The sequence below is a fragment of the Kitasatospora sp. NPDC058115 genome, from assembly GCF_042884635.1.
GTDB lineage: Bacteria > Actinomycetota > Actinomycetes > Streptomycetales > Streptomycetaceae > Kitasatospora.
This window is the reverse complement of sequence record NZ_JBHVTL010000024.1, coordinates 64726-76989: the sequence shown is the minus strand read 5'-3', so window position 1 is coordinate 76989 and position 12264 is coordinate 64726. Positions and strand designations below refer to the sequence as shown.

Genomic DNA, 12264 nt, shown 5'->3' with positions numbered 1-12264 from the left:
CGGTGCGCCGCCCCGGCGCGCCGGGGCGGGGCCGGGGTCAGCAGGCCGTGGCCAGCTCCGGCTTGGCGCTCGCCGCCGTACGCGGCACCAGCGCCACCACCCGGCCGCCGCGGCCCGGGTGCAGGTCCAGCCGCAGCCGCAGCTCGGCGCTGCGGGCCAGCACCAGGCCGACCACCCCGGCCGCCGCCGCCGAGACCAGCCCACAGGCCAGCAGCCCGATCCGGGGCCCGTACGAGGCGGTGACCCAGCCCACGACCGGCGCGCCGATCGGCGTCCCGCCGGTGAAGACCAGCATCAGCAGGCCCATCACCCGCCCGCGCATCGCGGGCTCGGTGGCCAGTTGGAGCGAGGCGTTGACCGAGGTGTTGAAGCTCAGCCCGAACACCCCGACCAGGGTGAGCAGCAGCGCGAAGGTCCAGTAGCCGGGCGCGAACGCCGCCACCACCTCCAGCGCCCCGAACGCGAGGGCGGCCCCGACGAGTCTGCGCAGCCGTGGCACGCCCCGGCGGGCCGCGATCAGCGCGCCGGTCAGCGAACCGACGGCCATCGCGGTGTTCAGCAGGCCGTACTGCCCGGCGCCGACGTGGAAGGTGTCGGAGGCGAAACCCGCCAGCAGCGTCGGGAAGTTGAACCCGAAGGTGCCGATGAACCCGGCCAGCACCATCGGCCAGAGCAGCTCGGGCCGCTCCTTGACGTACCGCAGCCCTTCCCGCAGCTGCCCCTTCTCGCGGGCGATCGGCGCGGTCGGGCGCAGTTCGGCCGTCCGCATGGCGAGCAGCCCGCCGATCACGGCGGCGAACGACAGCGCGTTCAGCGCGAACGCCCAGCCGCTGCCGACCGCGGCGATCAGCAGGCCCGCGACGGCGGGGCCGACCAGCCGGGCGGTCTGGAAGTTGGCGGCGTTCAGGCTGACCGCGTTGGCGAGGTCCTTCGGACCGACCATCTCGGAGACGAACGCCTGCCGGGTCGGGTTGTCGACCACCGTGACCAGGCCGAGCAGCAGCGCGAACGCGTACACGTAGTACGGGGTCACCACGCCGCCGATGGTCAGCACGGCGAGACCGGCGGCGAGCAGGCCCATCGCGCCCTGGGTGAAGATCAGCAGCCGGCGCTTGGGCATCCGGTCCGCGAGCACCCCGCCGAACAGGCCGAACAGCAGCATCGGCAGGAACTGCATGGCGGTGGTGATGCCGACCGCGAGCGGGCTGCCGGTGAGGCTCAGGACCAGCCAGTCCTGGGCGATGCGCTGCATCCAGGTACCGGTGTTGGACACCACCTGGCCGGCGAAGTAGTAGCGGTAGTTGCGAACGCGCAGTGAGGAGAACATCCCCCCGGGCCGGGTGAAGCGGGCGCCGGTGGGGGACGGGGCCGGGCGGGTCCGGCCGGGAGCGGCGGGGTCGTCCGCCGCGGCGCGTTCGTCGGGGTCGTCGTCGCCGTTGCCCGGCAGCCCCGTCGGGGCCGGTGCCTGGGTCTCGGCGGCCGCGGCGCTCGCCGCGGCGGGGTCGGTGGTCTGCTCGTCGGTCCGGGTACGGGTGGCGGCGGCGCTGGCTGCGGCCGGCGGTGTCACGGTGGTCTCCCCTCGCGGCGCGGCGGCCCGTGGCGAGGCCGTCGCGCTCCTGGTGTCGGTCAGCTGTCCTGCGGTGATGCGGTTCTCCTTCGTCCTCCGGCGGCTACCGGATCGCTGTGCCTAGAGGTGTGCGAGCTTGTAGAGCACGGGCGCCGCCTCGCGGAGCTTCGCCCACTCCTCCTCGTCGAGCCCCTCGGCGAGCTCGGCGAGCCAGGCGTTGCGGCGCCGGCGGGACTCCGCCAGGATCGCCTCGGCCTCCTCGGTACTGCTGACGACCACCTGCCGGCGGTCCTCCGGGTGCGGCTCGCGCCGCACCAGGCCCTTCTCCTCCAGCATCGCGACGATCCTGGTCATCGAGGGCGGCTGTACGTGCTCCTTCCGGGCGAGCTCACCCGGCGTGGCCTTCCCGCACCGGGCGAGGGTGCCCAGCACCCCGATCTCGGTGGGACTGAGCGACTCCTCGACCCGCTGGTGGCGCAGTCGACGGGAGAGGCGCATGGCGGACGACCGCAGCTGACTGATGGCTGCGAGGTCCTGCTCGGACATCTCGGGCATGTTCTTTAGCCTACGTCATTACTCTGGCTAAAGAAAATTGGATTCCGGCGCTCCGCGTCCCGGCTCCCGGCAGCGGCTCGGCGCCGTTCAGCCGCGGGTGTTCGGCGCCTGGTGGCCACCGCCGGATGTTCGGCGCCGGGTGTTCAGCGCCTGGTGTCCACCGCCGCCAGTCCGTCCGGCATGCCCAGCACCAGCAGCGTGCCGGCCAGCGCCAGCGACCACACCTCCGAGCCGGTCCGCACGTCCAGCACCCCGCCCGTCGCCAGGTCCCGCACCCGGACCAGCCCGTCCGACCAGGCCGCCGCCACCACCGGCCCGGCCGCCGTCGCCCCCGCCGCCACCGCCGTCACCGGGCAGCCCCGCCGGTCCGAGGGCTCGGGCATCGGCGCCGAGTGCGGACCCCAGAGCCGGACGGCACCGTCGAAGCCGCCGCTCACCAGCAGCGGGATCTCCGGGTCGGACAGCGGCCCGCTGCCCAGCGCGGTCCCGGCCAGCGCGGTGACCGGGCCGTGGTGCAGCCGCTCGCTCACCACCTTGCCGTCCTCGGCCCAGTGCACGGCGCCGTCCGCGTCGCCGAAGGCGGGCGCCGATCCGGCCATGGCGCCGATCGCCGCCACCGCACTGAGGTCCCCCGCCACCGCCCGCACCGCGTCCAGCGCCGCCGCCGGCCCGGACGCGTCCGGGCCCGGCCGCGGCCCGTCCGGGGCCACCGGCTCCGGGCGGCCCCAGGCGTCCAGCAGCACCACCGTGCCGCCGGCCGTCACCGCCAGCCCCCGCAGCGGACGCGGGTCGGGCACCACCACGGCGCCCAGACGGCGCCCGGTGGCGGCGTCGAAGGTCCGCACCGAACCGGTCGGGTCGGCCACCAGCACCTGCGACAGGTACGGCCCCGCCCCGGCGGTGAGCGCCACGGCCGGGCCCGGCCAGTCCCGGTCGGCGCCCTCCCAACGCGCCCAGCGTCCGCTCCAGGGCGCGGGCAGCTGCGTCAGGACGGCCGCAGCGGCCGCCGACACGGTGTCCGCGCCGAGCAGCCGGGTCCGCAGCACGGCGGCCCGGACCGCCGGGTCGGGCTCGTCGACCACCGCCGGACCGGCGGCCCGCCAGGCCCGGGCGAGCGCGTCGTCCCGCCGCTCGACGGCCGCCGTCACCGGAACGGGCCCGGCCAGCGCGTAGAGCAGCGGGTCGGCGGCCAGCGGGCCGGGGTCGGCGGCGGCGGCCGTCCAGAGCGCGGACAGCGCCTCCTCACCCAGCGAGCGCAGATCGGCCCCGGGCGGCGGCGGGACCGGTGCGACCGGGGCCGCGGACGTCCCGGGCACCCGGCCGGGCAGCGGGTACGCCGTCGCGTCGCCGCCCCGCTCCGCCGCCCAGGCGGCGAACCGCGCCGGGTCCGTCCACTGCGGATCGCCGAGGTCCAGCACGGCGGGCGCCGGTACGGCGGTGAACGCCCCGGCCGCCGCACCGCCGGTCGCCGCCTCGACCACCAGCCGCACCCCGGGCAACCGCAGCAGCGGGTCGAGCAGCCCGGTCACCAGCGCGGCCGGGTCCTCGGCCAGGTCCAGCCCGGGGACGCAGACCACGGCCGGCCGGCCGTCCGCCGCGACCGCCTCGACCAGCGGGCCCGGGGCGTGCGCGACCAGGTCCAGCTGGCGCCCCAGCGACCAGACGGCGGTCCGCACGGTGGCCCCGGCCGCGGGCAGCACGGCGTGGATCCGCCGCCCGCCGAGCAGCTCCCCCGCGACGGTGCCCCGCACCAGCCACGCCAGCAGATGCGACTTCCCGGACCCCGGCGGCCCCGCCACCCGGCACAGCCTCGGCGCCCTCGGGTCGTCCAGCCACCCCAGCAGCGCCAGTCCGGCCGGCCTGCGCCCCGCCCCCAGCGGCGGCATCCGCCGCCCGTCGCGCACCATCGCCCGCTCTTCCCCCTCCCCGTTCGGCCCCGTCCTCAGCCGCGCCGCTCGGCCACGCTGAGCATCAGGGCCTTGATCCCGTTCTCCCTGGACTCGGCCGTCGCCCCGTAGTCGAAGCCGTGGGTGAACTCCGCCTGCGGGAACTCCCGCGCCATCCAGCGCGCACAGTAGTGCCCCGGCATCATGCACGGCTCCAGCTCGCAGTACACCCGGACCACCTGCCCGGCCTCCACGCCCTCCGCCCGCAGCCGGTGCCAGAGCCGCTCCTCCGGGTGCAGCAGCCCGGGCCCGCCCACCTCCGTGACGATGCGCTTCCCGCCGTGCTCGTCGACCACCTCGAAGGCCGCCGAGGAGTCGATGTTCAACGGGCGCCGCAGGTCGTCCAGCACCCGCGGCCACCAGCCCTCGCGGTCGTCGAACGCCGCCGGGTCGACGGCCAGCAGGCCCTGCCGCAGCTCCCGGTACGCGGCCAGCGCCACGTCCGGCCGCTCCGACGCGGCGATCGCCGGCAGCAGCCGGTCGAGCAGCAGCAGCCCCTGCGCGAACGCCCCGACCCCGGGAGCGACCGGCAGGTCGAGCGGCCCGGCCCCCGGCACCACCGCCCGCACCGACCGGTCCGGCGCGAAGTACAGCTCGGCCCCGCCGTCCGTCCCGATCCGCAACTGCGCCGCCGCGGCCCCCGCGTCCCGCCCCGCCGCGGCCGCCCATTCCCCCACCGACAGCGGATCCGACTCCCCCGTCGCCCGGAAGTACGGCCCCACCTGCACCGGCAGCCCCGGATCCCGCAACGGCCCCGCCGGCGCGATCGGCAGCGCCCGCAACCCGCGCACCCCGAAGTGCGCCACCAGCGCCGCCGCCAGCTCGTCGTCCCTGTCCGCGCTCACGTCCGAACCGGCCCTCTCATGTCATGTGGTAGGAGTCCATGAAAGCCTCCCAGAATCGCGTGCCGTCCCCGAACGGCACCTCGTCCCAGCGGTTCATCCCCTCCCGGACGCACTCCTCGGCGTTGGACCAGTCGTAGGGCGTCGGATGCTCCTCGTCCGTCGGCTTCTCGACCTCGATCTTGTACACCAGGTACGCCAGCGAGGAGATGTCGCGGTGGATCAGCTCGTACTCCTCGTCGGCGTCCGGATCGCAGACCCAGATCGTGCCGTCGTCGAGGTTGAGGAAGACGAACCCTCCGTACAACTCCCCCAGCTGCCGCAGCCGGCCGTGCTCCGTCTCCACCAGCGAATCGGTCAGCGGCCGCGCGAACGCCCAGTCCGGGTTCTCCGGCCGCCGCTCGGCCAGCTCGTCCAGGATCCGGAAGAGCCCGTTGGAGAACGGCACCCCGACCTCGGTCACGAACCGCACGGCCTCGGCGTCGCCCGCCCAGAGCTCCGTCGCGGCCTCGGCCCGGAACCTCAACAGGTCGCCGGCCACGGCTCGTTCCACGAGCACGGGCCAGTCGATTCCTACCAGCACCAGTCAACCATCCTGTCGTTCTGCCCCTACATGCCCTTGTGCTTCTTGGCGGCCTTCGCCGCCTCCTCGGCCGCCTTGAGCTTCTTCCCCTCCGCTTCGAAGTCCTTCGTGCCCATCGTGCCACCGTGCTGGTTCGCGCCGTGGTCCTGCTTGAGCTGCTCCACATAGGCCCGGTGGCCCCAGTCGCGGTCCGCCTTCGGGACCTTGGCGTCGTATTCGACGCCGTGGTTCACGTCGAGACCGGGATTCCTGGACGCGAAGTGCCGCCCCAGCCAGCGCTCGCAGTTCTCGTTGGCCTGACAGGGGGCACGTTCGGTGTAGAGCTCGCTGACGTACTGCTCCCGGCCGCCGAGCAGCGGTTTGCCGATGGACCGCTCGGAGTGGCTGCGGTCGCCGCTGCGACCGACGAGGACGATCTCCTCGCCGTCGGGGTGCTTGTAGCGGATCGCCGCGTAGTTCTTGCCCTTGTAGTCGCCCTGGGCCTGGCGGGCCTCCTCGACCGCCCTGGAGAGCATGGTCGGCCCGTCGATCCTCCGGCTGCCGACCTTCTCGTCCTTCTTGGGGTCGCCGTTCTCGTCCTTGTCCGTGTCCTTGTACTTCTTCGCGTGGTACTTCTTCTTCTGGTCGTCCGGAGACGCGTCCTTGACCTGGTGCGAGGTCCCGTCCAGCAGCGTCTTGAGCGACGCCTCCGGCGGGCCGGCCAGGTCCACCAGCTGTCCGTTCCTGATCTCCTGGACGCGGCCGTCGTCGTGGACGTAGTACTTCCGCGGCGCCTTCGTGGCTCCGCCGCCCCCGTCGCCCCCGCCGCCCTGGCCCGTCTTCGGCGGCGGGGCGGCCTTCTCCGCACCCTTCTTGGTGAAGTCGTCGGCGTTGTGGGTGTCGTTGTCCTTGTGGTGCTTGGCGGTCTTGGTGAGGTTGTCGCCCGCCTGCTTGTACATCTTGGTGGCGGCCTTGCCCATGTCGTCGGCCAAGGTCTTACCGAGCTTCTTGGCACCGTTCTGGAGCGCCTTGACAACCGGGTCGCTCACTCGAAGTTCACCGCCGCCACCCGGCCGCCGAAGACCTGGGCGTGCCGGGCGACCTTCTCGGCCTGCTCGTGCAGGGCGCGGGCGTGCGCCTCCACGGCCGCCGGGTCGATCTTGAATCCGCTGCCGGCCGCGTCGCCGCCGTTCACCGCCGCCTCGGCCGCCTCGAAGACCAGCCCGGCCACCGCCTCCGCGACGACCTCCACCAGCGGGTTGATGGCCGCCTCGACCACCTGCCCGACGACGTAGTCCTCCAACTGGCGCGCCAGGTAGGCCATCAGCTTGCGCGCGGCCTGCTGGGCCGCGACGGCGCCCGCCTCCGCCAGCCCGAGGGTCGCCACCGCGGCGGCCTGGGCGGCGACGAACGTCGCGGCCAGGCCGATGAGTTCGCCCAGCGCCTCCAGCTTCATCGCGACGATCGCGTCCGCCGCGACGTCCATCGCCTGCGCCACCGCGTGGGAGGCCTGGACCACCTGGTCGAAGTGCTTGTCGGACATCAACGCCCACTTGGCGGCCAACGCCTGGTACGACGCGCCCTCGTACGCCCCGCCCAGCTGATGGATCGTCGCCGACGAGTCCGCGTGCACCGCTTCGAGGCCCTTCGCGAACTCCTTCACCTGTTCGCCGAACTCACGGACCCTGTCCTCGTTGACCGCGGGCCAGCGGATGCCGATGAAGTCAAGGAGCGTCGCCACTTCACTCGGAAGCTCGATCGCCATCGAAAAACCCCCCGTGAATAGCAATCCCCCGATTGGATCAAAAGTTTATCCAACCAATCTTTGCCCGCCGACCCTCACATCGTGCCGATTGTGTAGCGATCCGGAATGCCCCCAATCCATTTGCGCTGATCAACAATTCGAAGATCACCATCCGGCCCCCTTTCCCCCACCCCGCTCCGGCCTGCCGTGCCCTCCGTGACTCCCGGTGCGATGCTGGTCCTGAGGCCCGGTCCACGCGGGCCCCGGAGCCGCACCACCGCTCAGCAGAAGGGTCGAGCAGCCATGACCGACGTCGCCGCCGAGCAAGCCACCAAGGCCGACCCGGCCGGGCAGGACGACTCCGGCTTCGCCCGCCTCGCCATGGTCACCATCGACTGCGCCGACCCGGTCGCGCTGGCCGCCTTCTACGGCGAGCTGCTGGGCTGGGAGACCCGGCACGCGGACGAGCAGTTCGCCATCCTGGACAACCCCGAGGGCGGCAGCCCGATCGGCTTCGGCCGGGTCAGCGGGTACCGGCCCGAGCCGTGGACCGAGCCGGACGGCGGCAAGCACTTCCACCTGGACTTCTACGTGGACGACCTGGAGGCGGCCACCGCGCGCGCCCTGGCCCTCGGCGCCACCGAGCCCACCTACCAGCACGGGCGCACCCTGAAGGTGCTGATCGACCCGGCCGGCCACCCGTTCGGCCTGGCCCCCCTGGACGCCTGACCGTTGCGCCCGTTTTCGGATGGATCCGGCTCTTTTGGGAAGAGTGCGTCAGGGCTTGGTGCCAAGATCATGCCGATGGCGTGAAGGGCACCTCTGACCTGCGATTTCACAAGAAAAACGCACATTGTGGGACTCATCGGGAGCAGCTACTCTCCGGCGGTGTCAGGGCACCCCCCACCCCCCAGGCATCCCCCCTCGCGGACCCGGTTCCCGGCCGGCCGGTCCGCCCTGCCCCGGTGTCGGTGCTCCCCCCTCCTCCCCCAACCCCCGACAGGAGTCCCTCGTGGGTGAGATCCACCATGCCGCGCACGGCTGGGTGACACCGGCGGCCTCGTACCTGGTCGCCTGCCTCGGCGCCTTCGTCGCCCTGCGCGGAACCCGCTGGGCCCTGGTCTCCACCGGCCGCACCCGGGTCCACTGGCTGCTCTTCGCGTCCGCCTCGCTCGGCGCGGGCATCTGGTCGATGCACTTCATCGCGATGCTCGGCTTCTCCGTCAGCGGCGCGGAGATCAGCTACCGGCCCGACCTCACCCTGCTCAGCCTGCTCGTGGCGATCGCGGTCGTCGGCATCGGCGTGTTCTCCGTGGGCTACGGCCGGCACCGCCGGACGGCGCTGCTGGCGGGCGGGCTGACCACCGGCCTCGGGGTCGCGGCGATGCACTACCTCGGCATGGCCGCGATGGTCCTGCCCGGCTTCGTCGGCTACGACGGTCGCACCGTCGCCCTCTCCGTCGCCATCGCGGTGTTCGCGGCGACGGCCGCGCTGTGGGCCGCGCTGAACATCCGGGGCACCCTCGCCGTGCTGGCGGCCGCGCCGGTCATGGGTGTCGCGGTCTGCGCGATGCACTACACCGGGATGGCCGCCGTCTCCGTCCGGCTGCACAGCACGCGCACGGTCGACGACGGGCTGATGGCGCTGCAGTTCATCTTCCCGCTGGTGGTCGGGCTGGGCTGCTTCATCTTCGTCGGTTCGCTGGCCTTCGCGGTGTCGCCGAGCCGCTCCGCCGCCGGCGCCCAGCCGGTCCTGGTCGGCCGCGCGGCACCGCTGGCCCCGCGCGAGCGGTGACACCGCACGGGCGCGGCCGCCTCCCGTGCGCGCCTCAGCGCGGGAAGGCCCGCCGCGCCCGCCAGGTGGTGTGCTCGCGCGACACCGCGTCCTCCGCCTCGGCGGCCAGCCGGGCCCAGCGCTGCTCGGCGTCCGGCGCCCGCACGTCGAGGTCGGACAGCTGGTTGCCGACGTTCTCCAGCTCCCGCGCCGCCAGCTGGTACGCGGCCGCCAGCGGGCGGAGCTGCTTCAGCTGCGTCCAGGCGATCACCGCCGCGGCCGCCGCCGAGGTGGCCCCGAAGACGTGCACCTGCAGCGCCCCGGTCGCCTGCGCGATCGCCGCCGCCGCACCGATGATGATCAGGACCGCCACCCCCAGCCCCCAGGTGACCGCCTGCGACTCGCAGGACTCGGCGCGCGAGCGGTACCACGTCCGCTGCCCCTCCACCCGGGTGCGCAGGTAGAGCGTCCGCCGGGCGGTCAGCGACTCCGCCCGCACCCGGCGCATCTCCGGGGTGATCTCGACGGTCGACCCCGGCGGCACGATCGCCGGGTCCTCGAACGCCCGCAGCACGTCCGCCACCTGGAGCTCGTAGCCGCGGTCGACGTCATCCGACGCGGCGTCACCCTCGAACGGCCGGGCCCGCACCGAGTACTTCCAGGCCAGCGTCTTCACCGACTCGGCCGCCGCCCGCGCCTCGTACCACCGCGCCTGCGGATTGCTGCGGCGCAGCCGCGACCAGAAGTACCCGGCCACCAGCAGCGCCACCACCGAGAACAGCGGCGTGATGTCCGAGGCCCCCTTCTCGTCCGGCCCGGGCAGCGAACCCACCGCCGCCGCGACCACCAGCATCGAGATGAGCCCCCGGTACCAGCGCAGCGTCTGCTGCTGCCCGGACAGCGACGCCTGATCGGCCGTCCGGAACAGATCCGGCAGCAGCTGCTCCTCGACCCCCGTCGGCGGATCCTGTCTCACCATCGAACCGCTCCCCTCCCCCGTCTCAGCCGGGAGTATGCCCCCCGCCAACTCCCCTACACCGGTGCCTTCTTGACATTCGACCTTGCCACCGCCCGATCGCAACCCCTATAACCGGTTACATGCCCATGCACTGGAAGCTCGTCATCGACGCCGCAGACCCGCACCGCCAGGCCGCCTTCTGGGCCGCCGCCCTCGACTACACCGTCGAGGACCACAGCACCCTGATCGCCGGCCTGCTCTCGGCCGGCGCGATCACCCCGGACCTGGTCACCGAGGTCGACGGCCGGCACGCCTGGCTGACCCTCGCCGCCGTCCGCCACCCCGAGGACCCGCACGACCCCGCCGGCGGCACCGGCCTCGGCCGGCGGATCCTCTTCCAGCGCGTCCCCGAGCCGAAGCAGGGCAAGAACCGCCTCCACCTCGACCTCCACCCCGGCCCCGCCGCCCGCGCCGCCACCGTCACCCACCTCACCGCCCTCGGTGCCACCCCCCTGCGCGAGGTCACCGAACCGGGCGGCTCCTGGACCGTGATGCAGGACCCCGAGGGCAACGAGTTCTGCGTCCACTGACACCCCGGCGCCACGACGGCAGCGGCCCCGCGCTCCGGAGGGAGCGCGGGGCCGCTTCGGCCGTCGGCGGGGGTCAGAGCAGGCCGAGGGCCGGCATCAGGTAGTAGAAGGCGAAGACGGCGGAGACGGCGTACATCGGGAGCGGGACCTCGCGGCCGCGGCCGGTGGCGAGGCGCAGGACGCAGAAGGTGATGAAGCCGAAGCCGATGCCGTTGGTGATGGAGTAGGTGAACGGCATCATCGCGATGGTCAGGAAGGCCGGGATCGCGATGGTGTAGTCGGACCAGTCGATGTCGCGCACGGAGTTCGCGAGGATCAGGAAGCCGACGGTGACCAGGGCCGGGGTGGCCGCCTGGGCGGGGACCATGGTGGCGAGCGGGGTGAGGAAGAGCGCCACCACGAAGAGGCCGCCGGTGATGACGGAGGCGAAGCCGGTGCGGGCGCCCTCGCCGACGCCGGCGGTGGACTCCACGAAGCAGGTGTTCGCGGAGGAGGAGGTGGCGCCGCCCGCCGCGGTGGCGATGCCGTCGATCATCAGGACCTTGTTGATGCCGGGCAGGTCGCCCTTCTCGTCGAGCAGGTGGGCCTCGTCGGCGACGCCGAGGATGGTGCCCATCGCGTCGAAGAAGCAGGACATCAGGACGGTGAAGACGAAGAGCACGCCGGTGAGGACGCCGACCTTCTCGAAGCCGCCGAACAGGCTGACCTCGCCGACCAGGCCGAAGTCGGGGGCGGCGACCGGGTTGCCCGGCCAGGCCGGGACGGTCAGGCCCCAGCTGAGGGCGGGGATGTCGGCGAGCTTGTCGATCACGACGGCGACGCCGGTCATCACGGCGATGGAGACCAGGATCGCGCCGGGGACCTTGCGGACCACCAGGACCAGGGTGAGCAGCAGGCCGAGCACGAAGACCAGGACGGGCCAGCCGAGCAGGTGGCCGCCCGTGCCGAGCTGGAGCGGAACGGTGGTGTGGGCGGCGTCCGGGATGCGGCTGACGAAGCCGGAGTCGACCAGGCCGACCAGGGTGATGAACAGGCCGATGCCGATCGCGATGGCCTTGCGCAGGCCGAGCGGCACGGCGCTCATGACCCGCTCGCGCAGGCCGGTGGCGACCAGCAGCATGATCGCGAAGCCGGCCAGCACGACCATGCCCATGGCGTCCGGCCAGGTCATCTTGGGGGCGAGCTGGAGGGCGACGATCGTGTTGACGCCGAGGCCGGCGGCCAGGCCGATCGGGACGTTGCCGATGACGCCCATGAGCAGCGTGGTCAGACCGGCGGTGAGCGCGGTCGCGGTGACCAGCTGGGCGCTGTCCAGGTGGGCGCCGGTCATGTCCGTGGCGCTGGCCAGGATGATCGGGTTCAGCACCAGGATGTACGCCATGGTGAAGAAGGTGGCGACGCCGCCGCGGATCTCGCGCGGCAGGGTGGAGCCGCGCTCGCTGATCCGGAAGTAGCGGTCCAGCGCGCCGAACGGGGGCTTCGGCGTGTCGGGCTGGGCGGGCTCGGGCGACTCGGTGGTCGGCTGGGCCACGGGCATGCTGCGTCCTCTGTGGGGGGCGGAGGAGAGGGGGACCCGCCCGGGAACGACGGTGGCGCCGGGCGACCCGGTGGGACGGGCACGAAGCACGGTGTCCTGAGCATGCCGCGACCGACCGGAGAGACAAGTATGGGTTCCTCGATCGCTCGTACGCTATCTTCGCGCGTAGAACGAATAACCCACGTAACA

12 protein-coding genes are annotated in these 12264 nt (G+C 73.3%); 3 read left to right on the top strand and 9 right to left on the bottom strand.

Going from position 1 to position 12264, the window contains the following annotated elements; genetic code table 11:
* Positions 1–37 precede the first annotated feature (37 nt).
* The 7 genes from ACFVVL_RS24880 to ACFVVL_RS24850 form a co-directional block, all read right to left on the bottom strand.
* Positions 38–1327 carry an MFS transporter gene (locus tag ACFVVL_RS24880; protein WP_387678878.1) on the bottom strand — a complete coding sequence of 430 codons (1290 nt, stop codon included), beginning with the start codon at positions 1325–1327 and terminating at the stop codon, positions 38–40.
* A gap of 360 nt (positions 1328–1687) precedes the next feature.
* On the bottom strand, positions 1688–2122 hold the full coding sequence (locus tag ACFVVL_RS24875) for a MarR family winged helix-turn-helix transcriptional regulator (RefSeq protein WP_380286920.1): 435 nt from the start codon (positions 2120–2122) through the stop codon (positions 1688–1690).
* A gap of 143 nt (positions 2123–2265) precedes the next feature.
* Complete coding sequence (locus tag ACFVVL_RS24870; RefSeq protein WP_387678750.1) at positions 2266–4029, bottom strand: hypothetical protein; 1764 nt, start codon at positions 4027–4029, stop codon at positions 2266–2268.
* A 35-nt stretch (positions 4030–4064) separates the two neighbouring features.
* Positions 4065–4913 (bottom strand): nucleic acid/nucleotide deaminase domain-containing protein, encoded by an 849-nt coding sequence (locus ACFVVL_RS24865; RefSeq protein WP_387678748.1) that lies wholly within the window; start codon positions 4911–4913, stop codon positions 4065–4067.
* A gap of 16 nt (positions 4914–4929) precedes the next feature.
* A complete protein-coding gene (locus tag ACFVVL_RS24860; protein ID WP_387678745.1) occupies positions 4930–5469 on the bottom strand; it encodes an SUKH-4 family immunity protein in 540 nt (179 codons plus the stop codon).
* Positions 5470–5519: 50 nt separating this feature from the next.
* Entirely contained in the window at positions 5520–6521 is a 1002-nt protein-coding gene (locus ACFVVL_RS24855) for a nucleic acid/nucleotide deaminase domain-containing protein (protein WP_387678742.1), read from the bottom strand.
* Complete coding sequence (locus ACFVVL_RS24850) at positions 6518–7237, bottom strand: hypothetical protein (protein WP_387678739.1); 720 nt, start codon at positions 7235–7237, stop codon at positions 6518–6520. Before ACFVVL_RS24850 ends, ACFVVL_RS24855 begins: the two co-directional genes overlap by 4 nt.
* Before the next feature lie 282 nt (positions 7238–7519).
* On the opposite strand from ACFVVL_RS24850, the gene ACFVVL_RS24845 reads away from it, so the two are divergent.
* A complete protein-coding gene (locus ACFVVL_RS24845; protein ID WP_387678736.1) occupies positions 7520–7945 on the top strand; it encodes a VOC family protein in 426 nt (141 codons plus the stop codon).
* 283 nt (positions 7946–8228) lie between these two features.
* A complete protein-coding gene (locus ACFVVL_RS24840; RefSeq protein WP_387678733.1) occupies positions 8229–9011 on the top strand; it encodes an MHYT domain-containing protein in 783 nt (260 codons plus the stop codon).
* Between the two features lie 34 nt (positions 9012–9045).
* Here the strand turns inward: ACFVVL_RS24840 and ACFVVL_RS24835 are convergent, their stop codons facing one another.
* Positions 9046–9969: a DUF4231 domain-containing protein gene (locus ACFVVL_RS24835; protein WP_380286912.1), complete on the bottom strand. Its 924-nt coding sequence runs from the start codon at positions 9967–9969 to the stop codon at positions 9046–9048.
* A gap of 119 nt (positions 9970–10088) precedes the next feature.
* On the opposite strand from ACFVVL_RS24835, the gene ACFVVL_RS24830 reads away from it, so the two are divergent.
* The gene (locus tag ACFVVL_RS24830; RefSeq protein ID WP_387678730.1) at positions 10089–10538 is read left to right on the top strand and encodes a VOC family protein; all 450 of its coding nucleotides are present in this window, start codon (positions 10089–10091) and stop codon (positions 10536–10538) included.
* A 73-nt stretch (positions 10539–10611) separates the two neighbouring features.
* Here the strand turns inward: ACFVVL_RS24830 and ACFVVL_RS24825 are convergent, their stop codons facing one another.
* Positions 10612–12075 (bottom strand): NCS2 family permease, encoded by a 1464-nt coding sequence (locus tag ACFVVL_RS24825; RefSeq protein WP_380286910.1) that lies wholly within the window; start codon positions 12073–12075, stop codon positions 10612–10614.
* Between the last annotated feature and the right edge of the window lie 189 nt (positions 12076–12264).

What these genes read in the sequence shown, in the direction of transcription:
- ACFVVL_RS24875 (WP_380286920.1), bottom strand. Translation starts at nt 2,122, where the DNA reads ATGCCCGAGATGTCCGAGCAGGACCTCGCAGCCATCAGTCAGCTGCGG.
- ACFVVL_RS24880 (WP_387678878.1), bottom strand. Translation starts at nt 1,327, where the DNA reads ATGTTCTCCTCACTGCGCGTTCGCAACTACCGCTACTACTTCGCCGGC.
- ACFVVL_RS24830 (WP_387678730.1), top strand. Translation starts at nt 10,089, where the DNA reads ATGCCCATGCACTGGAAGCTCGTCATCGACGCCGCAGACCCGCACCGC.
- ACFVVL_RS24870 (WP_387678750.1), bottom strand. Translation starts at nt 4,029, where the DNA reads ATGGTGCGCGACGGGCGGCGGATGCCGCCGCTGGGGGCGGGGCGCAGG.
- ACFVVL_RS24845 (WP_387678736.1), top strand. Translation starts at nt 7,520, where the DNA reads ATGACCGACGTCGCCGCCGAGCAAGCCACCAAGGCCGACCCGGCCGGG.
- ACFVVL_RS24850 (WP_387678739.1), bottom strand. Translation starts at nt 7,237, where the DNA reads ATGGCGATCGAGCTTCCGAGTGAAGTGGCGACGCTCCTTGACTTCATC.
- ACFVVL_RS24825 (WP_380286910.1), bottom strand. Translation starts at nt 12,075, where the DNA reads ATGCCCGTGGCCCAGCCGACCACCGAGTCGCCCGAGCCCGCCCAGCCC.
- ACFVVL_RS24835 (WP_380286912.1), bottom strand. Translation starts at nt 9,969, where the DNA reads ATGGTGAGACAGGATCCGCCGACGGGGGTCGAGGAGCAGCTGCTGCCG.